21 protein-coding genes and 1 pseudogene are annotated in these 23,594 nt (G+C 58.2%); 9 read left to right on the top strand and 13 right to left on the bottom strand.

The window, feature by feature from the left end; translation table 11 throughout:
- The 10 genes from ERD80_RS11280 to ERD80_RS11235 form a co-directional block, all read right to left on the bottom strand.
- Positions 1-1,458 (bottom strand): protein-disulfide reductase DsbD domain-containing protein (locus tag ERD80_RS11280; RefSeq protein ID WP_136546953.1); only part of this gene is annotated, 1,458 nt, incomplete at its 3' end.
- 49 nt (positions 1,459-1,507) lie between these two features.
- Positions 1,508-1,858, bottom strand: coding sequence for a hypothetical protein (locus ERD80_RS11275; RefSeq protein ID WP_058758599.1), 351 nt, complete (start codon positions 1,856-1,858; stop codon positions 1,508-1,510).
- 120 nt (positions 1,859-1,978) lie between these two features.
- A complete protein-coding gene (gene pqqF, locus ERD80_RS11270; RefSeq protein ID WP_136546952.1) occupies positions 1,979-4,303 on the bottom strand; it encodes a pyrroloquinoline quinone biosynthesis protein PqqF in 2,325 nt (774 codons plus the stop codon).
- Positions 4,303-5,445: a pyrroloquinoline quinone biosynthesis protein PqqE gene (pqqE, locus tag ERD80_RS11265; RefSeq protein ID WP_058758602.1), complete on the bottom strand. Its 1,143-nt coding sequence runs from the start codon at positions 5,443-5,445 to the stop codon at positions 4,303-4,305. The genes pqqF and pqqE overlap by 1 nt, the downstream gene beginning before the upstream one ends.
- Positions 5,432-5,710, bottom strand: a complete 279-nt coding sequence (pqqD, locus tag ERD80_RS11260) for a pyrroloquinoline quinone biosynthesis peptide chaperone PqqD (protein WP_021505975.1) — start codon at positions 5,708-5,710, stop codon at positions 5,432-5,434. Before pqqD ends, pqqE begins: the two co-directional genes overlap by 14 nt.
- 4 nt (positions 5,711-5,714) lie before the next feature.
- Positions 5,715-6,470, bottom strand: coding sequence for a pyrroloquinoline-quinone synthase PqqC (gene pqqC, locus ERD80_RS11255; RefSeq protein WP_058774642.1), 756 nt, complete (start codon positions 6,468-6,470; stop codon positions 5,715-5,717).
- Positions 6,467-7,393 (bottom strand): pyrroloquinoline quinone biosynthesis protein PqqB, encoded by a 927-nt coding sequence (pqqB, locus tag ERD80_RS11250; RefSeq protein ID WP_059012290.1) that lies wholly within the window; start codon positions 7,391-7,393, stop codon positions 6,467-6,469. Before pqqB ends, pqqC begins: the two co-directional genes overlap by 4 nt.
- Before the next feature lie 55 nt (positions 7,394-7,448).
- Positions 7,449-7,520 (bottom strand): pyrroloquinoline quinone precursor peptide PqqA, encoded by a 72-nt coding sequence (gene pqqA / locus ERD80_RS11245; RefSeq protein WP_010617686.1) that lies wholly within the window; start codon positions 7,518-7,520, stop codon positions 7,449-7,451.
- Positions 7,521-7,669: 149 nt separating this feature from the next.
- On the bottom strand, positions 7,670-8,689 hold the full coding sequence (locus ERD80_RS11240; RefSeq protein ID WP_248295854.1) for a dipeptidase: 1,020 nt from the start codon (positions 8,687-8,689) through the stop codon (positions 7,670-7,672).
- Between the two features lie 83 nt (positions 8,690-8,772).
- The gene (locus ERD80_RS11235) at positions 8,773-9,702 is read right to left on the bottom strand and encodes an ABC transporter substrate-binding protein (RefSeq protein WP_136546948.1); all 930 of its coding nucleotides are present in this window, start codon (positions 9,700-9,702) and stop codon (positions 8,773-8,775) included.
- 399 nt (positions 9,703-10,101) lie between these two features.
- Here ERD80_RS11235 and sapA point away from each other — a divergent pair, with 399 nt between their 5' ends.
- The 4 genes from sapA to ERD80_RS11205 all read left to right on the top strand — a co-directional run bounded on the left by sapA (position 10,102) and on the right by ERD80_RS11205 (position 15,339).
- Complete coding sequence (gene sapA, locus ERD80_RS11230) at positions 10,102-11,724, top strand: ABC transporter substrate-binding protein SapA (RefSeq protein ID WP_058758605.1); 1,623 nt, start codon at positions 10,102-10,104, stop codon at positions 11,722-11,724.
- A gap of 2 nt (positions 11,725-11,726) precedes the next feature.
- Complete coding sequence (sapB, locus tag ERD80_RS11225) at positions 11,727-12,692, top strand: putrescine export ABC transporter permease SapB (protein ID WP_021505968.1); 966 nt, start codon at positions 11,727-11,729, stop codon at positions 12,690-12,692.
- A 410-nt stretch (positions 12,693-13,102) separates the two neighbouring features.
- Entirely contained in the window at positions 13,103-14,113 is a 1,011-nt protein-coding gene (locus ERD80_RS11220; protein WP_136546947.1) for a hypothetical protein, read from the top strand.
- Positions 14,114-14,949: 836 nt separating this feature from the next.
- Entirely contained in the window at positions 14,950-15,339 is a 390-nt protein-coding gene (locus ERD80_RS11205; protein ID WP_136546944.1) for a hypothetical protein, read from the top strand.
- Positions 15,340-15,615: 276 nt separating this feature from the next.
- Here the strand turns inward: ERD80_RS11205 and ERD80_RS22995 are convergent.
- Positions 15,616-15,765, bottom strand: a pseudogene (locus tag ERD80_RS22995) (Arm DNA-binding domain-containing protein); the annotation flags it as partial.
- 65 nt (positions 15,766-15,830) lie between these two features.
- Between ERD80_RS22995 and sapC the strand changes: the two are divergent.
- From sapC to ERD80_RS11170, 5 genes are all read left to right on the top strand, one after another.
- The gene (gene sapC, locus ERD80_RS11190) at positions 15,831-16,721 is read left to right on the top strand and encodes a putrescine export ABC transporter permease SapC (protein ID WP_021505967.1); all 891 of its coding nucleotides are present in this window, start codon (positions 15,831-15,833) and stop codon (positions 16,719-16,721) included.
- Positions 16,721-17,716: a putrescine export ABC transporter ATP-binding protein SapD gene (sapD, locus tag ERD80_RS11185; protein WP_021505966.1), complete on the top strand. Its 996-nt coding sequence runs from the start codon at positions 16,721-16,723 to the stop codon at positions 17,714-17,716. Before sapC ends, sapD begins: the two co-directional genes overlap by 1 nt.
- Positions 17,716-18,519, top strand: coding sequence for a putrescine export ABC transporter ATP-binding protein SapF (gene sapF / locus ERD80_RS11180; protein ID WP_058758607.1), 804 nt, complete (start codon positions 17,716-17,718; stop codon positions 18,517-18,519). The genes sapD and sapF overlap by 1 nt, the downstream gene beginning before the upstream one ends.
- Before the next feature lie 141 nt (positions 18,520-18,660).
- Entirely contained in the window at positions 18,661-19,449 is a 789-nt protein-coding gene (fabI, locus tag ERD80_RS11175; RefSeq protein WP_021505963.1) for an enoyl-ACP reductase FabI, read from the top strand.
- Positions 19,450-19,644: 195 nt separating this feature from the next.
- Positions 19,645-20,775 carry an oxidoreductase gene (locus tag ERD80_RS11170; protein WP_136546942.1) on the top strand — a complete coding sequence of 377 codons (1,131 nt, stop codon included), beginning with the start codon at positions 19,645-19,647 and terminating at the stop codon, positions 20,773-20,775.
- Here the strand turns inward: ERD80_RS11170 and ERD80_RS11165 are convergent.
- Both ERD80_RS11165 and ERD80_RS11160 read right to left on the bottom strand, forming a co-directional pair.
- The gene (locus ERD80_RS11165) at positions 20,772-21,668 is read right to left on the bottom strand and encodes a LysR family transcriptional regulator (RefSeq protein ID WP_136546955.1); all 897 of its coding nucleotides are present in this window, start codon (positions 21,666-21,668) and stop codon (positions 20,772-20,774) included. The genes ERD80_RS11170 and ERD80_RS11165 overlap by 4 nt on opposite strands.
- Positions 21,669-21,856: 188 nt before the next feature.
- Positions 21,857-23,446 (bottom strand): PTS transporter subunit EIIC, encoded by a 1,590-nt coding sequence (locus ERD80_RS11160; RefSeq protein WP_021505960.1) that lies wholly within the window; start codon positions 23,444-23,446, stop codon positions 21,857-21,859.
- Positions 23,447-23,594: the final 148 nt, after the last annotated feature.

Here is a 23,594-nt window from a genome sequence, read left to right as displayed (position 1 = left end):
TGCCAGCAGCATCAGCAGCCCCAGCAGCGTGCGCAGATGCAGCATCCAGCGCCCCGGACGCGGCAGGCAGCGCGCCATGCCCGGCAGCGCCGCAACCAGCAGCCACGGCAGACTCATGCCGACTCCGAGCGCGACAAACAGCAGCCACAGCTGCGGCAGCGGCGCGGTCAGCGCATAGGCGACGGCGGTGCCAAGAAACGGTGCGCTGCACGGCGTCGCCAGCAGCGTGGCAAAGGCCCCCTGGCCAAAATGTCCTGCCAGACCGGCACCGCCGTGCGTCGCCAGCCGGGTAGTCAGGCCGGAAGGCAGTCGAAAATGCAGCAGATCGAACAGACTGGCGCTGAACAGGAACATCACCAGCACCATCACCAGCAGAAAGCCGCTGCTCTGAAACTGAATGCCCCAGCCCAGCGCCTGACCGCTGAGCCGTAGCACGGTCATCAGCAGCGCCAGCAGCAGGAAAGAGAACAGAATACCGGCGCTGGACGCGAGAAACTGCTGACGCGTCTGGCGTTGCGTCTGTCCCTGCTGCTGCACCAGACTGCTCAGTTTGATCGCCAGCACCGGCAGCACGCAGGGCATCAGGTTGAGAATCAGCCCGCCGAGCAGCGCCAGCAGCACTACCGACCACAGCGTGGCGTTTCCGGCAGAGGGAGAAAACAGCGGCTGATGACCAAGGGTCAGCTGGCTTTGCTGAGCGATACCGGCGTCAGCGATAACCAGCGACAGCGCTTTACCGCGCAGGTCCGGCGCGGCCTCGCCCCATTCGTCGGTCACCGCCACGCGGGCAGTCAGCGTCTCGCCCTGCACGTTGATTTGCGGCGCCGCCAGCATGCTGCCCTGCGGATAATCAAAGAACAGTTCCGGCTGCTGCCAGCCCTGCTGACGCTGCGCCCGGATTTGCAGCGTGCCATCAACGAAGCTGGCATCAAGCTGATCGGTCAGCCCGCTGTCAGCCGGGATCTGCCCCATCGCCTGGGCGAAATCACGTGCAAAATCCGGACTGGCGGGCTGCGAGAGATCGAGCTGGAACGGAAAATCCGTCAGGATGCAGACGTCGCTACAGGTGGACAGCGTCAGCGTGCCGGCCAGCGTGCCCTGCGGGGCAGATTCGAGCACGATGGGCAGCGTAACGTCGCCTTTGTAGCCCTGCGTGGTGAGGCCGCTGACGTCAAAGCGCGCTGGCACTGGCCACGACCAGCGGGCGTTGACATCCGGCGTTTGCCAGCGGATTTCCGGCGCGACGCCGCCTTCGCCCGGCGAGCGCCAGTAGGTTTTCCAGCCCGGCTGCAGGCGAATATCCAGCAGCAGTTGCAGGTGATCGCCCTGCGGCGCGGCGCGCAGGCGCACTTCGGCGTGGCTGTTTTGCGCATTGCGCAGCCAGCCGGTATCGGCGGCTTGCACGCTCAGCGCGCAGCTCGCCACGAGGAGCAGCAGGCTCCTGATCAGGAATGTCATAATCGTTTCTCCGGTGAATAACAGGGTTTACGCGGTGTATCGCGTAGTGTTATTCCCGGAAGACGCAGAGCGTGAGATGGCGCCGTCGCAGCGGCACAAACAGCGGTTCACGCCGCCAGACAGTGGCAGACGAGGTCTGGAAGAGCGTGGCGATCAACGCCAGCAGCAGTACGAGGAATGGCAGCGCGGTATCGAGCAGCGGCGCGCTGCCGCTGAGTGACTTAGCGCCCAGCGCACAGGGTTTATCACTGCTGGCACCGTCATCAACGGCGGCGCTGTGAGCAGTAATGCTAACGACAGGCTGAGTCGGGAGATTGAAGCTGCGCTGGACGAGACAAAATGCCAGCACCAGACAAACCAGTGCCAGAATCCATTTTGCGCGTTGGGGCGATATCGTCATGCCACAGCCTCAGAGAAAAGTGCCGCCAGTTTATGCAAAAGCAGCAGAAACACCAACCCCTGCTGTGTAAACTTTTGTCTTTATGCCAGCGGGATCGTGCTGACTGCAGAGAGGGAGAAATTATTTACGTTGATTGATCAGCAAGCGCCAGCGGCGGCGTTCGCGCAGCAGGCGCTGATGCAGCCGCTGCAGCTGGGGTAACGTGAGCGCGGCGATCGCTTCTGGCGTAAGCACCGGCAGTCCCTGCTGTTTCCGCAGTGCCTCACTGGCGGCGTCGGCGTTCTGGTGTGGCTGGCACTGCGCCAGTAACGTCGCCTGCCAGCCCTGCAGCGTTTCATCGTTGATGGCGGCGAGTTCACTCACCATGTCGCGCAAAAATGCTTTGCAGTGTTGCAGCAGCGTGCGCCAGCCAATGGACGGGGATTGCAGCGCCAGCTGGAGTCCATCCACATCCGCCACGCGCTGGTAGCGCGCTGACACCACGTAGCCAATCTGTTGCCCGACCCGCAGGCGCTGAAAGAAGCGTGGTTCAAACATCAGCGCCAGCGCACGCAGCGCCGCGAGGCTGGCATCATCAGCAGCGGGCAGCGGAATAAACAGCAACAAGGCCTGATCGTTCGCCGCACAACGCAGCGCGCTGACGCCGTGCTGTAGCGCAGCCGCGCGCGCCGGCGCAGGCTGAGGCTGCACCACCTCGCTCAACCCGTGCGCGGCATGCTGACTGACGCTTTCGCTGTGGCCGCACCAGGCGGCCTGCCATGCAGGATGCGCAGCCGGGGCCAGCAACTGCTGCGGTAGCGCTTCCAGCAACTGACGAATCACAATACTTTGTGCAGCACGGTGCGGTTGCGGCAGCACCGGCGCATTCAGCGCCGCCAGCACGCCAGGCAGCTGCTGCAGCGCGGGCATTGCATCGTCAGGCAGATTAATCACCAGTTGCCAGACGCCCTGGTGCTGTTGCCAGCGTCCGCTGCCACCGGCATGGCGCAGTGCGGCCAGCCGTGGGCGCAGCTGCTGCTGCCAGCTTAGCGCCGCCTCGTCACTCAGGGTGTGATAAAACGCCGGGCGCACCAGCAGCGTTTCCCTCGGCTGCACCGGGCTTGCGCGCAGCAACGGCGGGCAATTTGCCGGGAGTTCCGGCGAATGCCGGACGTCAGCGCAAGGATAAAATGACCAGTTAACCGGCGCGACCGGGCCAGCCGCGGTCGGTGGCCATGGCGCGCGCTGCAGACAGAATCCCTGCGTGGTATAAGGCACGGCGGACAGCTGTCGCTGCGTCAGCAGCCGCGTGCAAGAGGCCTGTGGCAGCGCGGCGATGAAACCGGTGAAATCTGCGGGAATGTCAGCTGACGGCGCCGATCCCAGCGCCCGTCCGCGCAGCTGCGTCAGCGGCGACAGCGCAGCGAAATCCTGCTGTGCCAGTTGCAAATAGTGGCGATGCTGCGCTGGCGTGGCGGCGCGCACCGCACGCAGATGCTGCCAGAAGAGCTGTTCAATGCGTCTTGCCGCCGACGCTGACAGCGCTGGCGCACTGAAGCGCAACGCCAGCCAGCTATGATCGGCACTCTGCCACAGCCATTCACACTGCAGCGAAGCGCACAGTTGCTCGCTGCGCAGCTGCGCCATCAGGCTGCCAGGGGCTTCATCCTGCCAGAAAGCCTCCAGCAATGTGACGTTGTCACGCAAAGCGTTTTCTTCGCCGGTGATAAACAGGCTAAGCCAGAATGACTCTTCACCGGCAAGCTGGATGAGCGTTTCAACTGGCTCCGGCGCGGAAATGGCTGGCAATAAGGAGTGCGCCGCACCGCCTGACTGGCGAACAGCAAACGCCTCAGCCAGCTGCTGTAATTCACCCAGCGATTGCGGTCCGCTCAGCCACAGCTGCTGGTTGGCGGCGACAAAATGCTGCTGATGAAACAACCGTAGCGCCTGCTGCAGCTCCGTTACGTTGTCACCAAAAGTCGCCGCACTCCCGACGCGAAAGCGGCGCAGTGCGCCACCGGCCGCGTCGAGCAGCGCTGCTTCACTCAGCGTTTCGGCATGATGCCGCAGCAGCTGATATTCTGCCTCAATGACCGCCGCTTCCCGTGTAATCGCCGTACCGGTCAGCAGTGGCGGAGCCAGCATATCTGCCAGCCTTGCCACGCCCGCCGCCAGCGCCTGCGCCGGCAGCTGGAAGAACCAGGCACTGCGGCTGAGTTGCGTGGTGGCATTCACCTGACCACCCTGTTGCTGCAGCCACGGCATCAGGCGCTCATCGCCGGTAAAGCCCGCGCTGCCGCAAAACAGCAGATGTTCCAGCAGATGCGCCAGGCCGGGCCAGCGATCGGGTTCGTGCAGGCTGCCCGCGCCGACGCGCACCAGCGCCGCGCTTTCCCGCGCGTCGGGCTGGTGCGACAGATGACAGCGCAGACCGTTAGCCAGCGTCAGGCTGCGTTCGCACATCAGGTGACCCGCTGTTTGAAAATCAGCTCAGAGTTGCTGCGGTTGCGGAACTGCAGCTGGGCGATTTTGATATCGCTGCAGCTGGCTTCGCGGCGAGCCTCAAGAATTTTTCCGTGATGCGGCGACTTGCTGCACACCGGGTCGGTGTTGTCGGCATCGCCGGTCAGCATGTATGCCTGGCAGCGGCAACCGCCGAAATCTTTCTCTTTCTCATCGCATGAGCGGCACGGTTCCGGCATCCAGTCGAAGCCGCGATAGCGATTGAAGCCAAACGAGTTGTACCAGATATCCTCCAGGCTCTGCTCCAGCACTGAGGGGAACTGCACCGGCAACTGGCGCGCGCTGTGACAGGGTAACGCCGTACCTTCCGGCGTCACGCTGAGAAATATCGATCCCCAGCCGCCCATACAGGGTTTGGGCCGCTCTTCGTAGTAATCCGGCGTGACGAACAGCAGATTGGTGAGATTGCCGCTGCTGCCCATGCGCTCACGGTAGCGCGCAACCACCGCTTCGGCGCGGGCAATCTGCTCGCGCGTTGGCAGTAATCCCTGACGATTAAGATGCGCCCAGCCGTAGAACTGACAGGTGGCCAGTTCGACATCATCCGCCTCCAGCTCGATACACAGATCGATGATTTTATCGATCTGGTCGATATTATGGCGGTGCAGCACGAAGTTCAGCACCATCGGATAGCCGTGCTTTTTCACCGCTTTTGCCATCGCCAGCTTCTGCTGAAACGCCTTCTGCGAACCGGCCAGCGCGGCGTTCAGTGTTTCATCGCTCGCCTGGAAACTGATCTGGATGTGATCCAGCCCGGCGTCGGCGAAGGCATCAAGCTTTTTCTCCGTCAGGCCAATGCCGGAGGTGATCAGGTTGGTGTAAAAGCCCAGATCGCGTGCGGCGCGAATCAGCTCCGGCAGATCTTTGCGCGTCAGCGGTTCACCACCGGAAAAGCCCAGCTGCACGCTGCCCATGGCGCGTGCCTGGCGGAACACCTCGATCCACTGTTCGGTGCTCAGCTCTTGTTCCTGCTGCGAAAAATCCAGCGGGTTCGAGCAGTAAGGACACTGCAGCGGGCAGCGATAAGTCAGCTCCGCCAGCAGCCACAGCGGCGCATTCACGCCAGGTTTATTCGGGTTCACGACACTGGATCCACTTCTGTTCAATGGCCGATTGCAGGAAGTCTTTGACGTCATCATCGACGCCGCCCGCCTCCGGAAAACGCGCATTGAGCGTGGCGATAATGGCCGCCACATCCTGCTTGCCGGTCACCAGTTCCAGAATGGCGGCAGCGGTTTCATTCAGCTTCGCCATCCCTTCCGGGTAAAGCACCACGTGGCTGTCCTGCGCGGCTTCCCACTGCAGACGATAGCCGCGGCGAAACGCCGGAATCAGAGTCTCTTTCATGTGATTACACCAGTCTTGTACTGTGCCAGGCGACCTGATCGGTCACCGTGTGGTACGGCGGACGCTGCAGCGCGTATGCCATGGTCATGGCATCCAGCATGGTCCAGAGAATGTCGAGTTTAAACTGCAGGATCTCCAGCATACGGTTCTGCTGCTCAGCGCTGGTAAAGACTTCCAGTGCCAGCGCCAGGCCATGTTCCACATCGCGGTTCGCCTGGCTCAGGCGGCTGCGGAAGTAGAAATAGCCTTCCTCTTTGATCCACGGATAGTGCTGTGGCCAGCTGTCGAGGCGCGACTGATGAATCTGCGGGGCAAACAGCTCGGTGAGTGAACTGCACGCCGCTTCCTGCCAGTTGGCGCGACGCGCAAAGTTGACATAGGCATCAACGGCAAACCGTACGCCCGGCAACACCAGCTTCTCTGACAGCAAGACTTTGCGATCGAGACCAACCGCTTCTCCCAGCTGCAGCCAGGCTTCAATGCCGCCTTCCTCACCGTTACGACCGTCGTGATCGAGGATACGCTGTACCCATTTACGGCGCGTTGCCGGATCCGGACAGTTGGCCATGATCGCCGCATCTTTCAGCGGAATATTGGTCTGATAGTAAAAACGGTTCGCCACCCAGCCCTGAATCTGCTCGCGCGTCGCGGTACCGTTGTGCATCGCGATATGGTAAGGATGATGAATATGGTAATACGCGCCTTTGGCACGCAGCGCCTGTTCAAAGGCTTCGGGTGACAACGCCTCGGTAATGATCACGATGCGGACTCCTGCAAATGGATCGCCATGCCGTCCCAGCTCACTTCAATGCCCTGCTGCGTCAGGAACTGGCGCTGCGGCGAATGCTCGTTGAGAATCGGATTGGTGTTGTTAATGTGAATCAGAATTTTGCGTCTGGCCGGCAGCGCGGCCAGCAGCGCCATCAGCCCCTGCTCTTCCGCCAGCGCCAGATGGCCCATGGCTTTGCCGGTATTTTTGCCGACGCCGGTGGTCAGCAGCTCATCATCCTGCCACACAGTGCCGTCGATCAGCAGGCAGTCGGCTTTTTGCAGCCACGGCATAATCACCGCATCCGGTTCGCCGAGGCCCGGCGCATACAGCAGCGTCTGCCCGCTGGCGGTGTTTTCGATAAACAGCGCCACGTTATGTCCCGGCAGCGGACGATCGCGATACGGCGAATACGGTGGCGCATTGCTGAGAATTGGAATGGCGGTGAATTGCAGACTGGCGCAGACATCAACGCGAAACGGCTCAAGCGGCGTAAGCGCACGATGTTGCAGGCCACCGTTCCAGTGCTGCAGCATGGTAAAAATCGGGAAGCCGCTGGTGAGGTCGGCATGCACTTCCGGCGTGCACCATACCTGATGCGGGCAGCCCTCACGCAGGCTCAGCAGACCGGTGGTGTGATCGATCTGGCTGTCGGTCAAAATAATGCTGCCAATCGCCGTTCCGCGCAGCACGCCGTGTTTCACCAGTTCCGGTGTCCGGGCGATTTGCTGGCTGATGTCCGGCGAAGCGTTGCACAGCACCCAGTCGGTACCGTTATCGCTGACAATGATTGAGGATTGGGTGCGCGCCTGCGCCTGGAGCGTGTCGTTACGCAGCCCGCTGCAGTTGGCGCAGTTACAGTTCCACTGCGGAAAGCCACCGCCAGCCGCCGAACCGAGGACTTTAATAAACATGTGAAGGACCGAAGCAGGAAAAGAAAATGCCCGCACGAACGGCGGGCAGGACGTCTTAGCGGTTGGAGATGTACAGCGTTACTTCCAGGCCCAGACGCAGGTCAACAAACTCAGGTTTTTTCCACATAATATTCTTCCTCATAGTCTTAAAACGCAGAGCAGGCTCTGCTAAAAACATTGCGACAGAAACAAAGCTTCCGCCAGCAATGGATAACGCGGGGCGATGTTGCGCCAATGTAGCGAGCAGATCAACCCTGATTGCGTAAGGAAATACACTTACGCCTGCCAGATTTGGTGTAATACCCGCTGCCAGTTGCCCCAGGCAAGTTGTTCCAGCAATGCCTGATCATAGTTGAGACTGCGCATCAGCGCATACAGCCGCGGCAAACCGGTGACATCTTTAAGCTCTGCGGGCACGCTGATGCCGTCAAAATCCGACCCCAGCGCGACGTGATCGCTTCCCATAATAGTCATCAGGTGCTCACAGTGTTTAACAATTTCGCTCAAGCCGCCATCATCGTCGCGCTTACCGTCGGCGCGCAGAAAGGCGTTGCCGAAATTAATGCCGACCACGCCACCGCTATCGCGAATCGCCCGCAGCTGGTCGTCGGTAAGGTTGCGCGGCTGCGCGCACAGCGCGTGCGCATTCGAGTGGCTGGCGACCAGCGGCGCTGATGAGAGCCGGGCCGTGTCCCAGAACGCTTTTTCATTCATGTGCGACACGTCGATCATCATGCGCTGCTGATTCGCCAGCGCGATCAGCCGCTCGCCGTCGGCGGTTAGTCCCGGACCGCTATCCGGCGAACCGGGAAATGCGCCAGTAACGCCAGCGCCAAAGCGATTTTCCAGATTCCAGAACGGACCGATGCTGCGCACACCCGCCTGCCAGAAGGCGGCAAGATCGGCGCCGTCGCCGTCAAAACCGTCCGCGCCCTCAATGTGCGCCACCATCGCCAGCACGCCGTCGCGCCGGCAGGCGGCGATATCGGCGGTGCTGAGACACAGGCGCGCCCGGCCATCAGAACGGGCAACCAGCGTTTTCAGAATCTCCAGTTGCTGCCACAGGATCTCCAGCGGCTGCCACGCTTCACCGGCCAGCTGAGGTGCTACTTCGCTGACGTAGCGCTGCGGCGGCACAAACAGCGCAAACAATCCGCCGGAAAAGCCGCCCTGCTGCATGCGCGGAAAATCGAGGTGTCCTTTTTCGATACCGGTAAAGAAGGCAGTGGCCGGATCGTCGCGATGATGCAACCACAGGTTGAGCAACAGGTCATTATGACCATCAAAGGTTTTGATTAACATTGGGTTATCCGCCACGGATTTGATGCCGCCATGCTACGCGCATCCCGCCTGTTCGCCAAATACCGGCGCACAAAGGGTTACTGTTGTGCCACCTGCAGACCGCGATAAAAGGTCGGCTTGACATCGAGTGGCTGAGCAATCAGGCCGTACTTTTGATAAAAGTCGGCGGTTTCCTGCTGCTGTTGTACGGTGTGGTCGTCAATGCTCTGCCAGTGTGACTGACGTCGGGCAAAAGATTTGGCGGCAGCCTCCTGAGGAAAGCCGATGATCTTCGCCAGCCTGGCGGAATACGCCTCAACGTGGCGATTGGCCCAGCGGTCAGCGGCCGCCAGCCGGTTAATATAATCCTGCAGCGCGGCACGTTTACTGGCGTCACTCAGTGCCGCATCGGTGGCGGCGAGGAAGCTGTTGCCGCTGGAGAGCCCCACGCCGTTGATCAACATGCGGCCGGTATGCGTTATTTCTGCCAGCGCGGTGTAAGGATCCCAGGTTGCCCACGCATCGACGGAACCACTCGCCAGCGCAATGCGCGCATCGGCAGGCGTGAGAAAGCGCCAGCTGACGGCTTTATCGCTCAGCCCGGCACTTTCCAGCGCTTTCAGCGCGATAAAATGACCGATCGACCCGCGCCCGGTGGCGATGCGTTTACCGCGCAGATCCCGCGGCGTTTTGATGGGTGAGTCCGGCGCAACCAGCACCGCCAGCCCGGCCGGGGTGGATTTGCTGACGGCCACCGCTTTAACCTGCGAACCCGCGGCCAGCGAGAACAGCAGCGGCGCATCACCAATAATTCCGGCATCAACCGCCCCGGCATTCAGGGCTTCGGCCAGCGGAGCGGCGGCCGGAAATTCAGCCCATTCGATACGGTAGGAGAGATCGTTGAGCTGCTGCGCTGCTTCCAGCTCGGCGCGCATGTTGCCCTTTTGATCGGCAATGCGCAGGGTAACGCCGTGCGCCGCGACGCTGCCGCTGGCCAGTAACAGCATCGTTAAAGTCACTCTTTTCATTATCATTTCTCTGCAGATGAAAAGCCCAGACTACCCTGCGCGTAACAAATGACCGATGCCGATTTCGCATGAGGATTGCCGGAAGGAACATAACGATGCGCGGCTGATGAGGGCGCAAAAAAAAGCCCGCAACACGAGGTGCGGGCAAGGTAATACTGGAAGCAATGTGAGCAATGTCGTGCTCTTCTTCGGTAGAGCCACCGTCGAAGCGCAGAAGAATAATAATCATTCCTATTATCATCTGTAAAGCTCTAATTGAGAATTTTTCTCATTTCCACACTAAGGTTGTGCTTACCACCGTTGCCCGCTGGGTAAAAAAAGCGCAGATACGCGGCGGATTTGGGGAGTACGCTTGCTTTGCGATACACTCTCGCTATTGCCCGAGAATCGTTGAGTTCTATGCCAAAATTATTCCCCGCGCTGCTGCTTGGTCTCAGCGTCCTGAGTGCCTCTGCGCTCGCCGCGCCCGCGGACTCTATCCGCCACAGCGGCTTTGTCTATTGCGTCAACGGCACGGTTAACACCTTCAACCCGCAGATGGTCAGCAGCGGGCTGGTGGTCGATACGCTGGCGGCACAGTTGTATGACCGCCTGCTCGACGTCGACCCTTATACCTATCGCCTGATCCCCGATCTGGCGCAGAGCTGGGAAGTGCGCGATAACGGCGCGACTTACCGCTTCCACTTGCGCAAAGATGTTTCGTTCCAGCACACCAACTGGTTTACGCCGACGCGCAAAATGAACGCCGACGATGTGGTGTTCAGCTTTGCCCGCATGTTTGATCGCCAGCATCCGTGGCATAACGTCAACGGCGGCAGTTATCCCTACTTCGACAGCCTGCAGTTTGCCGACTCGGTGCAGAGCGTGAAGAAGCTGGATAACGATACGGTAGAGATCCGCCTCAACAGCCCGGACGCCTCGTTCCTGTGGCATATCGCCACCCATTACGCGCCGGTGCTGTCGCAGGAGTACGCCAGCCAGCTGAGCGCGGCAGGCCAGCAGGAACAGCTGGATCGCCAGCCGGTGGGCACCGGCCCGTTCCAGCTGAGTGAGTACCGCACCGGGCAATATCTGCGTCTGGCGCGCAATCCGCACTACTGGAAAGGCGTGCCGCGTCTGCAACAGGTGGTGATCGACCTCGGCGTAGGCGGCACTGGCCGCCTGTCGAAATTGCTGACCGGCGAGTGTGACGTACTGGCCTACCCGGCCGCCAGCCAGCTGTCGATTCTGCGCGACGATCCGCGCCTGCGCATGACGCTGCGTCCTGGCATGAACATCGCCTATCTGGCGTTTAACACCCGCAAACCGCCGCTCGACCGTCCGGAAGTGCGCCATGCGCTGGCGCTGGCGATCAACAACGAGCGGCTGATGGAGTCGATTTATTACGGCACGGCGGAAACCGCAGCCTCGATTCTGCCGCGCGCCTCGTGGGCTTACGATAATGATGCGCGCGTGACGGAATACAATCCGGCAAAAGCGCGTGAGGCACTAAAAGCGCTGGGCATTGAGGATTTGCATCTGCGTCTGGTGGTGCCGACCACCTCGATGTCGTGGAACCCCAGCCCGCTCAAAACCGCCGAGCTGTTGCAGGCGGATCTGGCGCAGGTGGGCGTGCGCGTCACCATCGCGCCGGTCGAGGGGCGTTTTCAGGAAGCACAGCTGATGGCCATGAATCATGATTTAACCCTGACCGGCTGGGCCACCGACAGTAACGATCCGGACAGTTTCTTCCGCCCGTTGCTGAGCTGCGCGGCGATTCGTTCGCAGACCAACTACGCGCACTGGTGTTCGCCGGCGTTTGATGAGGCGCTGCAGCGCGCGCTGCTGTCGCAGCAGCTGTCGGCGCGTATCGATAGCTACGATCGCGCCCAGCAGATGCTGGCGCAGGCGCTGCCGGTGCTGCCGCTGGCGTCGTCGCTGCGCCTGCAGGCTTACCGGCACGATATTAAAGGCCTGGTGCTGAGTCCCTTCGGTAATGCCTCGTTCGCCGGGGTTTACCGCGATGAGCACGGCGAGGAGTAATCATGATCATCTATCTGTTGCGTCGCCTGCTGCTGCTGATCATCACCCTGTTCTTACTCTCGCTGGTGAGTTTCAGTCTGAGCTATTTCACGCCCAACGCGCCGCTGGAAGGCGCCTCGCTGTTCGATGCCTGGTGGTTCTGGTTTAAAGGGCTGCTGCAGTTTGATTTCGGTGTTTCCAGCACCAACGGTCAGGCAATTGATATACAGCTGCGCGAGGTGTTTCCCGCCACGCTGGAACTGTGCGTGCTGGCGTTTATGCTGGCGCTGCTGGTTGGTATTCCGCTCGGCATCTGCGCCGGCGTAATGCGCAATAAATGGCAGGATAAAGCCATCAGCGCGCTGGCGCTGCTCGGCTTCTCAATGCCAGTGTTCTGGCTGGCGCTGCTGTTTACCCTACTGTTTTCGCTGACGCTGGGCTGGCTGCCGGTTTCCGGTCGTTTCGACCTGCTCTATCCGGTGCAGAACATTACTGGTTTTGCCCTGATTGACGCCTGGCTTAGCCCCTCACCGTGGCGGCATGAGATGCTGGTCAGCGCGCTGACGCATCTGATTCTGCCGGTGATCGTGCTGGCCGTGGCACCGACCACCGAAGTGATTCGCCTGCTGCGCAACAGCACCAGCGACGTGATGGATAAGAATTACGTCAAGGCAGCGGCAACGCGCGGCTTGTCGCGCTTCACCGTGATTCGCCGTCACGTGTTGCACAACGCACTGCCGCCGGTGATCCCGCGTCTTGGCCTGCAATTCTCCACCATGCTGACGCTGGCGATGATCACCGAAGTGGTGTTCAACTGGCCCGGCCTGGGGCGCTGGCTGATTAACGCCATCCGTCAGCAGGATTACGCGGCGATCTCCGCAGGCGTGATGGTGGTTGGCGGGCTGGTGATTCTGGTCAGCGTACTGTCGGATATTATCGGTGCGGCGCTCAATCCGCTGAAACACAAGGAGTGGTATGCCCTCAGATAGGGTTTTATTTTAGATAAAATCATTACATATCAATATAATGCATGAAATGACTCAGCAAAATTATAATTAAAGCACTCTGTAATGGATACATTATTATGCTTTGGCAGCTGCGGCGATGAGTGACTAACCCCCTGGTAAATAACCAGCTCTGCACAATAAGCTGTGCAGAGTATAATATTCGGTGAAAAGTTAAAGGTCACAGGCTGGAGTAAAACTTTCAAAACATAGGCTTCAGATTATGGATGAAGCGGATTTGCGAGATTTCGAATGTTATGTTTCAGTGCGTGGTGACGACACATAGCAGATTACAACTCTTTTTGCGTAACGCAGTAGAATTATTTATATTATTGAGAGCTTTATTGGACGCGCCTCACTTAAGCTTTTTACACCAATAGTTGGAGAATGGAATCATGGCACGTAACATCGCCCCCGGATATTGTGTAGTAGAACGCGCCGGATCTCTGGATTATCAGGCAAGGGAGATCTTCAGGGACATTCGCAGCCCAGCCGTAAGCATGTTTATGCAACTAAATGCCGATACGCCCTGGTTAAGGCCGGGACAGATACTGATTGTAGCTGACCCGGATACACCCGCTCCTTTAACTATGCAGGCACTCACAACATTAAAACAGGCAAAATCACGCACTAATAACGCATTAATCGGCGTTAATGTCGAAGAAGCCGGTTTTATGCAAAAGCACTACGGCATGATTGCGGCGCTAACCAGTGCCGGAGATAAAATTTTCGGAACCGCCGGAGATGCCGGTGAAAAATATTTCAATGCCATTGAGCAGACGCTAAAGAAAATTGAGGCAAGTTATCAGAATCAGTTTCGCACTCAGGGAACGCTGATTGGGCAGCAGTTTTTTGTCGAGCGAAATCAGTTGCTGAATCAGTTAAAGGAATTAGTAAATAAGCCCTTACTCAAAAATCTGGCCCGATACTCCATAAAATTCCAGCAGTACGAGAGTATGAAACGTGCGCTGAACTTGTCCAGTCGTTCGATAGTTCACGAGTGGTCGACGGTGGGTATAGGCGCTATACCAGGATATTCCTACTATGTAGGCAATGCAGCTAAAGCCGCCAGATTCATGAAAATGGGAGGTTTTATTGGCATTGGATTTTCATTTGCTGGGACCACGAATGATGTGGTGGATGCTTGCAGTAAAGGCCGGGAAGGTGAATGTGGGAAAATTGCGGTTAAAGACTATTCAAAATTTGCGTTTACAACAGGTGGGGGCATGCTGGGTGGCGTATGGGGTAGTTCTGCCGCATTAGCTGGTTGTGCTGCTATAGGAATTGTAACAGCGGGTGCTGGAGGGGTTGCATGCGCAGTTGTTGGTTCAGTCGCCGGTGGTTATGTAGGAAGCACAGGGGCAGAGACAATACTCAACAAAGTAATAGACCATTATGATAACTAATAAAATATTGGCTGGCTCATCACTGTTTTTTGGGGCTTTAGGCTGCGTCCTTCTAATCGTGTCACTTGTCGTTTACATCTTTAAAAGACAGGATTACACTAATTTAGTATCCTCTTATCAAGAAAGGTATAAATTACCTGCCCCTTGCACATTCTATTATATGACTGGATTTTTTGGGGCATTCCCCGTCATTAGGTTTTTTATAAAATTAAGCAAAAAGAAAAAAATGAGCTACATTAACTTAAACGATCCCGCTTATTCTTTTTTTGATGACGAAAAAATGAAAATACGTAAGTGGATGAGGCTTTATTCTTTTCTTTGGTTCACTGCTACCGCATGTTATGTGTTATTTGCTATTTTTGGCCTGCTTTTGCCATGATACTTCAATGGTCCCTATAAGAGCCAAAGTATAGAATCAGTCCACCTCCAGACTGACATCACTTCATCCGGCATGTCGGTGAGCGCGCCGATGCCCTTTACATCCATCTTGCCGGTTGACACGATTTCGTTGGTGTTACAGATGTGCGTATCCAGGATCACATGGCAGTTGTGCTGGCCTTTCTTTTGCTGGAACCACGAAAGATGTGGTGGATGCCCCAGTAAGGGGAATGTGGGAAAATTGCTGTAAGGTACTACTCAAAATTTATAGTTGGCACTGCCGGAGGGGTAGTTGGAGGGGCATATGGCGGTGCTGCAATGGCCGGTGTTTGTGCTGCTGTAGGTATTGCTACCGTGGGTGTATGTGGGGTGGCATGTGCTGTTGTAGGATCTGTAGCAGGTGGTTACCTTGGCAGCACTGGTGCAGAAGCGATCGTCAATAAAGTAACAGAGCTACTATGATAACTGATAAATTATTAGCGAGCACATCATTATTTTTTGGCTTATTGGGTAGTGGGCTGATATTTTTTTCATTTCTTGTCTATGTGGCAAAAAGAAAAGGCTATTATAAATTAATCTCTTCTTACAGCATGAAATATAAATTCCCCTCCCCTTGTTCTTTCTATTACATGGTGGTTTTTTTTGGTGCATTTCCGGTTATACGGTTTTTTATAAAACTGAGCCAGAGGAAGAAAATATTTCTTATGGACATTAATGACCCGGCATACGCCTTCTTTGATGATAAAAACATCAAAATATCCCGCTGGATGAAGCTTTTTTCTGCACTGTGGTTTGCAGCTACGACATGTTTCATCGTTTTCGCTTTTATCGGTCTCCTGTTACCATAATAATTAAAGGCCCACCTCAGGACCTTTTCTCAGTCCCAGCTATCCATCTTCAGCCTGACATCCAGCATCGCCTCGCAGCATTCCTTGAACTCTTTGCAATCTGAAAATTTACACGGGCACATTTGCTTCCGCCGGCTCATAAAGGAATCAATTATAAGAGCATCATTTTCTTAGCAACTAATACCGGGAGCGCTTTCCGGAAGCACACTTCTAAAACCAGCCACTGTTGATGGACAGCCAATGTCGCTTTCAATTTTTTATGCGGTCTGGAGCTACCTGCTGGCGAGGATCTAGCCCCTCGGTGATTAACAGTCTATATTGCTGACGCCCTTCCCTTGCCTGCGACAGGGGTATCGACGGATAATCCCCTATAGTTAGCTGGATGGGCTTGCCCTCCACCGATACCGAAAAAAACGAAATCGAGATAACCGCCTGATATGAATTTTTTGAATAAAAATTGCGCGAATTAAACCATAGTAAAACGGATACGTATGCCCTCAGATAACATCTACGCCGAGAAGCGGCTGCCGAGTGCGTTTCGCCTCAGCTGGCAGCGCTTTTATCGCGATACCAGCGCCATGATTGGCCTGTACGGCTTCGGCATCCTGCTGTTTCTCTGCCTGTTCGGCGGGCTGCTGTCCCCCTACGGTATCGACCAGCAGTTTCTCGGCTATCAGCTGTTGCCGCCGTCGTGGTCGCGCTACGGCGATGTCTCCTTCTTTCTCGGCACTGACGATCTCGGGCGCGATGTGCTAAGCCGTTTACTGAGCGGCGTGGCGCCGACGGTTGGCTCTGCGTTGCTGGTAACGGTGCTGGCAGCAATCTGCGCGCTGCTGCTGGGCGTGCTGGCGGGAATTACCCACGGTTTGCGCTCGGCGGTGATGAATCACGTGCTGGATACGCTGCTGTCGATTCCCTCTCTGCTGCTGGCGATTATCGTGGTGGCCTTTCTTGGCCCGCGGCTGGAGCATGCGATGCTGGCGGTACTGCTGGCGCTGATCCCGCGTCTGGTGCGCGAAATCTACACGGCAGTGCATGACGAGATGGAAAAAGAGTATGTGGTGGCGCTGCGGCTGGATGGTGCGCGCAACCTGAATATTCTGTGGAATGCGGTGCTGCCAAACGTTCTGCCGCTGCTGGTCAGTGAATTTACCCGCTCGCTGTCAATGGCGATCCTCGACATCGCCGCGCTCGGCTTTCTTGACCTCGGCGCGCAGCTGCCCTCGCCCGAATGGGGTGCGATGCTGGGTGACGCGCTGGAACTGATTTACGTGGCGCCGTGGACGGTAATGCTGCCGGGTGCCGCGCTGATGGTAAGCGTATTGATTGTTAACCTGCTGGGCGATGGCATCCGTCGCGCCGTCGCTGCGGGAGTGGAATAATGCCGTTACTGGACATCCGAAATCTGACCATTGAATTCATGACCGCTGAAGGTCCGGTGAAAGCGGTCGATCGCATCAATCTGACGCTAAACGAGGGCGAAGTGCGTGGCCTGGTGGGCGAATCCGGCTCGGGGAAAAGTCTGGTGGCGAAAGCCATCTGCGGCGTGACCAAAGATAACTGGCGTGTCACCGCCGATCGCATGGTGTTCGATGATATCGATCTGTTGCGCCTGTCGCCGCGCGAACGGCGGCGCATCGTTGGCCATAACGTGTCGATGATTTTTCAGGAGCCGCAATCCTGTCTCGATCCTTCTGAAAGTGTCGGCCGCCAGCTGATGCAGGCCATTCCACGCTGGACCTTTAAAGGCCGCTGGTATCAGCGCCTGTGGTTCTGGCGCAAAGAGCGCGCCATTGAGCTGCTGCACCGCGTTGGCATTAAAGATCACAAAGACATTATGCGCAGCTTCCCGTATGAGCTGACCGAGGGCGAATGTCAGAAGGTGATGATCGCCATCGCACTGGCTAATCAGCCGCGCCTGCTGATTGCCGATGAGCCGACCAATGCCATGGAGCCCACCACCCAGGCGCAGATTTTCCGTCTGCTGAGCCGCCTCAATCAGAATAACAACACCACGATTTTGCTGATCAGCCATGACCTGCGCACCATGAGTCAGTGGGCGGACCGCATCAACGTGATGTACTGCGGACAAACGGTGGAAACCGCGCAGAGTGACGATCTGATGGAAACGCCGCACCATCCGTATACGCAGGCGCTGATCCGCGCCATGCCCGACTTTGGCCGCGCGCTGCCGCATAAAAGCCGCCTGAATACGCTGTCCGGCGCGATACCGTCGCTGGAACATCTGCCGATTGGCTGCCGTCTTGGTCCGCGCTGCCCTTACGCGCAGCGTAAATGCATCGAAACGCCGCGCCTGAGCGGCACTAAAGCGCATCTTTATGCCTGTCACTTCCCGCTGAATATGGAGAGCCAATAATGGAAACCCTGCTGGAAGTGCGCAACCTGAGCAAAACCTACCGCTACCGCACCGGGCTGTTCCGGCGCCAGCATGTTGAAGCGGTGAAAAACGTCAGTTTTACCCTGCGCGAAAAGCAGACGCTGGCCATTATCGGCGAGAACGGTTCGGGCAAATCCACGCTGGCGAAGATGCTGAGCGGCATGGTGGCACCAAGCGAAGGTGAGATGCTGATTGACGATCACCCGCTTAGCTACGGCGATTACGGCTACCGCAGCCAGCGGATTCGCATGATTTTTCAGGATCCGTCGACGTCGCTCAATCCGCGCCAGCGTGTCAGCCAGATCCTCGATTTTCCGCTGCGGCTGAATACCGATCTTGATGATGAAGCACGCGAAAAGCGCATCATTGCCACGCTGCGTCAGGTCGGGCTGCTGCGCGACCACGCCGGCTACTATCCGCACATGCTGGCCCCCGGACAGAAGCAGCGTCTGGCGCTGGCGCGCGCGCTGATTCTGCAGCCGAAGGTGATTGTCGCCGATGAAGCCCTCGCCTCGCTGGACATGACCATGCGTTCGCAGCTGGTGAACCTGATGCTGGAGCTGCAGGAGAAACACGGCATCGCCTATATTTATGTCACTCAGCATCTTGGCATGATGAAGCACATCAGCGATCAGGTGCTGGTGATGCATCAGGGCGAAGTGGTGGAGCGCGGCGGCACCGCTGACGTGCTGGCCTCGCCGCTGCACGACTTAACCAAACGGCTGATTGCCAGCCATTTTGGCGAAGCGTTAACCGCCGAGGCGTGGCGCCGCGAGCGTTGAGTGCTACAGCCGTAGCGGAAAACGCGGTGCGATTTACCCCATTTGATACAGACGTGCTAGAATCCGCACGTCGATTAACGTCGGTCGCACAATTTTTAATCATCGCGACCGCCAACAACAATGACCATAAGGATTACAGCTATGGGTTTTCTTTCCGGTAAGCGCATTCTGATTACTGGCGTTGCCAGTAAACTTTCCATCGCCTACGGTATTGCGCAGGCGATGCACAAACAGGGCGCAGAACTGGCTTTCACCTACCAGAACGACAAACTGAAAGGTCGCGTGGAAGAGTTCGCTAAAGAACTGGGTTCAGACATTGTTCTGCCGTGCGATGTGGCAGAAGACGAGAGCATCACTGCCCTGTTCACTGAACTGGCAAAAACCTGGCCGAAATTTGACGGCTTTGTTCACTCCATCGGCTTCGCCCCGGGCGACCAGCTGGATGGCGACTACGTGAACGCCGTTACCCGTGAAGGCTTCAAAATTGCGCACGACATCAGCGCCTACAGCTTTGTGGCGATGGCCAAAGAGTGCCGCGCGATGCTGAACCCGAACGCAGCACTGCTGACCCTCTCTTACCTGGGTGCAGAGCGCGCTATCCCGAACTACAACGTGATGGGTCTGGCGAAAGCTTCGCTGGAAGCCAACGTGCGTTACATGGCGAACGCGATGGGTCCGGAAGGCGTGCGTGTTAACGCCGTGTCTGCCGGTCCAATCCGTACCCTGGCTGCATCAGGCATCAAAGATTTCCGTAAGATGCTGGCACACTGCGAAGCGGTTACCCCGATTCGCCGTACCGTCACCATCGAAGACGTGGGTAACTCTGCGGCCTTCCTGTGCTCAGACCTGGCGGGTGGTATTACCGGTGAAGTGGTGCACGTCGATGGCGGCTTCAGCATTGCCGCAATGAACGAGCTGGAACTGAAATAAGTTCTGCGGGCGAGCCAGGTGCTCGCCCTTTTTCTTTTCTCTCCCCCGCCTTATAGCCACACGCTATTAATTATTCCCCATCATTCTTTTGCCCTGGACAGCCGTTCAGCGACGATAAGCTAGCCCTTGAGTGGCGATGCGCTTTTCAGATTTGCCCGTTGTGCACTCAGTCCGTTTTTTGCGAAAGGAATGACCATGGAACACCGCCGTTCTCCCGGCCATGACCACTGGTTTTATGAAAGCCAGACTCGCCCGCATACGTCCGCTGCTGCTCCCCTGGTTCCCGAAGCCGCTCATATTGATGACCGTTTTCTGCTCGGCCTGCAGCAGGAAGCCAGCGCACTGCAGCCGCTGCTGCAGCGCTTTCAGTCAGTGCTGCAGGCGGCACGCGACCTGAGCCATACCCTGCTGCCTGATGTGGTCAGCACCTCGCTGACCCACACGCTAACGCTGTACGATCGTCTCAGCACCGCACTCACGGTGGCACAGGTGGCTGGCGTGCAGCGGCTGTGCAATCACTACTCGGCGCGGCTTAATCCGCTGCCGGGACCGGATTCTTCGCGCGAAAGCAATAATCGCCTGACGCAAATCACGCAGTATGCGCGCCAGCTGGCGATGCAGCCGGAGCTGATTACCGCCAGCAGCATCAGCGCGCTGGATGCGGTAGGCCTGACTGAACCCGATATCGTTACGCTCAACCAGGTAGTAGGCTACGTCAGCTATCAGGCGCGCGTGGTCGCCGCGCTTCAGGCGATGATGGGCCTGCCGGTGCGCTGGATCCCTGGCGTCACGCCGCCCGCCGACGCCGATGCGGCGCTGTTCAGTCAGGCCGTTGCCTGGCAGCACGCCATCAAGCCGGTTGAGCTGCGCTATGCCAGCGCTGACCAGCTGGCGGCGGTGACCTTTTGTCAGGGTATGCCCGGACTCGACGACGCTGTCTGGCTGCTGGTGCACGATGCCCAGGCGCTGTATGGCTGGGCGACGCTGCGTCAGCGGCTTGAGGCTTATGGTGGGGAAGAGGAACAGCTGGCGCAGGCAGTCAGCGCGCGCGTGCTGGGCTGCCGACGCCAGTTCGCGCAGCTGGCGAACGGCTGGCGCCCGCGTTTGCTGCACGATGTGGATCAGGCCAGCGATGACAGCCTGACGCAGCAGGTAATCGCGCTGAGCGCCCAGCTTACCCGGCTGCCGGAGCGCTTCAGTGCCGCCCATCTGCAGCCGCTGTTAAACGCGGGCTGGGGCAGCGAGCGCCTGTTCACGTTGATGCAGGCGGTGGCATTTGCCAGCTGGCAGGATCGACTGCTGATGGCGCTGGGCGAAGCGCGCTAATCCGCCAGGTGGCGTCGTGCTTCGTCAAAGAAGTGCTGCGACAGCGGCGACGCCCTGCCCGGCTCGGCAATCACCAGCGCCGCCTGACGTCCCATCGGCGCGATATCAATCGGCCGGCGCGCCAGATGGTGCAGCATTTCCGGTAGCAGATGGCCGCAGGGCGACACCATGACGCCCAGGCCCACCAGCGCACTCTGAATCAGCTGCATCACCGAGGCGCTTTCCACAATCACCCGCGGCAGCACGCCGGTTTCACGCAGCTGTCCGTCGAGGTAACGCCGGAAATAGCGCGTGGGCTCGGCGAGACACAGCGGCTGGCTCGCCAGCGTGTGCAGCGACAGCCGCTCATGCTGCAGCAGCGTCGGGAAATGATCGGGATGGAAAATGGCTTCCACGCCGCGATCGTTGAGCAGCGCGGTCTGGAAATGCAGTTCACGCAGTGACGTCAGCTCAAAAAAGCCGATACCGCCGTCCACGGTGTGGCTGTTAAGCGCTTCCAGCAGTTGATCGGCGCTCATGGCGGAAACGCGATAGTCGAGTTGCGGATAGCGCGCTTCCACCGCTTTCAGTAATGCTGGCAGCGCCACGCTGCACTGTGGCATCACGCCAAGCCGCAGCGTGCCGTTGACGCCGTGCTTAAGCGACTCCACTTCCAGCTTCAGTCCCTGATACACCGAAACAATTTCGCGCGCCCACGTCAGCACGCGTTCCCCTTCTGGCGTGAAGCCGTCGAAGTTGTTGCTGCGATTGATCAGCGACAGCCCCAGCTCGCGCTCAAGGTTTTTAAGCCGCATCGAGAGCGTGGGCTGGCTGACGAAGCTGGCCTCCGCCGCGCGGCCAAAATGGCGTTCGCGCTCCAGATTGCAAAGGTAAATCAATTGCTTGATGTCGATTTTCTTATCCACCGTCGAATTTTTATCGCGTTATGGTAGCAAAACTCGTCGCGCCCCAACGCGCACTCAGCGAAGAAATTTCTGCGTTGTCAGGCGGATTGCTCAGGCGGATAGCGGGTGATATATACAAGGAGACGCGGCGGGTCGCCACCGGCCGCGACCCGCATGATTAACGATACCGCCCGGCATCAGGCGACGCCGAGCGCACTTTTCACCTCGTTAGCGATCTTCTCGACCTGCGGCCCGTAGATCACCTGCACATCGTGCTCGCTGACGCGATTAACCCCGTTAGCGCCGGTCGACAGCAGCGTTTGATCCACCACTTCTTTCATCTCTTTGACCCGCACGCGCAGGCGAGTGAAGCAGCAATCGACGTCCTCTATATTGGCCTCTCCGCCCAGCCCGCTGATGATCACACGGGTGCGTTCATCCGCCGCCACCTGCTGCGGTTTGGCTTCCTCTTCGGATTCGCGCCCCGGCGTTTCCACCTGCATCCGGGTAATCACCAGGCGAAAGCCCCAGTAATAAACCGGCGCGTAAATGGCGCCCAGCACCAGCGTCCACCACCAGTGGGTTTTGCTGCCGCCGAGAATGCCAAACACCAGCAGATCAATCGCGCCGCCCTGCACGTTACCGATCATCAGGTGCAGCATCGACATCAGCATAAATGACAGGCCGGTCAGCAGCGCGTGCATCACGTACAGCACCGGTGAGACGAAAATGAAGCAGAACTCCAGCGGTTCAGTGATGCCGGTGGTAAACGAGGTCAGCGCGCCGGCCAGCACCAGCGCTTTGACCCGCTGTTTATGTTCAGGTTTGGCAGTGTGATAGATGGCCAGCGCGGCGGCGGGCAGACCGAACATCATCACCGGGATTTTGCCCTGGGCGAGAAACTGCGTGGCGGTACGCACGGTGTCGTCCGGAATCGCGCCGGGATGGGTCAGCGAGGTGTTGAAAATATTCAGCGCGCCGACGATGGTCTGGCCGTCCACCGTCGCCATGCCGCCAATCGGCGTAAAGCGCACGGTTTCATTGAGGATGTGATGCAGACCGGTCGGGATCAGCAGGCGCTCGCAGGCACCGAGCAAAAAGGCACCGTATTGACCGCTTTTACCGATCATCTGACCGACCCACGCAATGCCCTGGCCGATGGTTGGCCAGATAAGCGCCAGCAGCACGCCCGTCAGCGGCAGCACCACCACCGTCACGATGGGCACAAAGCGACGCCCGCCAAAAAAGCTGATCGCCGTGGGCAACTGCTGGGTATAGAAGCGGTTGTGCAGCATCACAGTGAGCAGGCCGGCAATCACCCCACCGAGCACGCTCATGTTGTAGGTAAAAATGCCGAGCATGTCGATGTACTCGGCTGACGTCATCATGGCGCTGGTCTGGTCCATGCCCGCCTGCTGCAGCGCCTCGGGCGTGGTGGTGGCCGCCGTCAGCCCTTTCGCCGCCAGCGTGGCGCTGATCCCCACATTCATGGCGATATAGCCAATCACTGCCGCAAACGCGGCGGTGGGTTTCTCCGCTTTGGCCAGCCCAATCGCGCTGGCGACGGCAAAAAATACCGGCAGGTTGGCAAACAGCGCGCCTGCCACTTTACGAATAAAACCGATGATCAACTGCGGCACCTGCAAACTGGCAAATGCTTCACCGGTGATCGCCGGATTCTGCAACGCGGCGGCCAGACCGAGAAAAATACCGGCGGCAGCAATGACGGAGATCGGCATCATTAAGGCTTTGCCGAATGCGTGAACCTGACTGGCAAGTTGCTTCATGGAGCGCGCCCTTTTGCTAACGGAAAGAGCAATTATTAGCCACTATTTGGCCGTACACTTACCCGCCGGCGCGCGGCAGCCGATAATTTATGATGCCGATCACGCTTTCACCCCTGCCGCGCGATAAACGGTAACTATCGCACCATTA

Origin of the sequence: Pantoea sp. R102, from assembly GCF_004916815.1 — a bacterium.
In the GTDB taxonomy this organism is placed as follows: Bacteria; Pseudomonadota; Gammaproteobacteria; order Enterobacterales; family Enterobacteriaceae; genus Pantoea; species Pantoea dispersa.
Note: the sequence above shows the minus strand (reverse complement) of the source record. Positions and strands in the feature narration are given on the sequence as shown.

Bases quoted from the DNA above. Each gene is read 5' to 3' on its own strand.
- ERD80_RS11220 (WP_136546947.1), top strand. From the start codon at position 13,103: ATGGCACGTAACATCGCCCCCGGATATTGTGTAGTAGAACGCGCCGGA.
- fabI (WP_021505963.1), top strand. From the start codon at position 18,661: ATGGGTTTTCTTTCCGGTAAGCGCATTCTGATTACTGGCGTTGCCAGT.
- sapB (WP_021505968.1), top strand. From the start codon at position 11,727: ATGATCATCTATCTGTTGCGTCGCCTGCTGCTGCTGATCATCACCCTG.
- ERD80_RS11235 (WP_136546948.1), bottom strand. From the start codon at position 9,702: ATGAAAAGAGTGACTTTAACGATGCTGTTACTGGCCAGCGGCAGCGTC.
- pqqF (WP_136546952.1), bottom strand. From the start codon at position 4,303: ATGTGCGAACGCAGCCTGACGCTGGCTAACGGTCTGCGCTGTCATCTG.
- ERD80_RS11170 (WP_136546942.1), top strand. From the start codon at position 19,645: ATGGAACACCGCCGTTCTCCCGGCCATGACCACTGGTTTTATGAAAGC.
- sapF (WP_058758607.1), top strand. From the start codon at position 17,716: ATGGAAACCCTGCTGGAAGTGCGCAACCTGAGCAAAACCTACCGCTAC.
- ERD80_RS11205 (WP_136546944.1), top strand. From the start codon at position 14,950: ATGATAACTGATAAATTATTAGCGAGCACATCATTATTTTTTGGCTTA.
- sapC (WP_021505967.1), top strand. From the start codon at position 15,831: ATGCCCTCAGATAACATCTACGCCGAGAAGCGGCTGCCGAGTGCGTTT.
- pqqB (WP_059012290.1), bottom strand. From the start codon at position 7,393: ATGTTTATTAAAGTCCTCGGTTCGGCGGCTGGCGGTGGCTTTCCGCAG.
- pqqD (WP_021505975.1), bottom strand. From the start codon at position 5,710: ATGAAAGAGACTCTGATTCCGGCGTTTCGCCGCGGCTATCGTCTGCAG.
- sapA (WP_058758605.1), top strand. From the start codon at position 10,102: ATGCCAAAATTATTCCCCGCGCTGCTGCTTGGTCTCAGCGTCCTGAGT.
- ERD80_RS11160 (WP_021505960.1), bottom strand. From the start codon at position 23,446: ATGAAGCAACTTGCCAGTCAGGTTCACGCATTCGGCAAAGCCTTAATG.
- sapD (WP_021505966.1), top strand. From the start codon at position 16,721: ATGCCGTTACTGGACATCCGAAATCTGACCATTGAATTCATGACCGCT.
- ERD80_RS11275 (WP_058758599.1), bottom strand. From the start codon at position 1,858: ATGACGATATCGCCCCAACGCGCAAAATGGATTCTGGCACTGGTTTGT.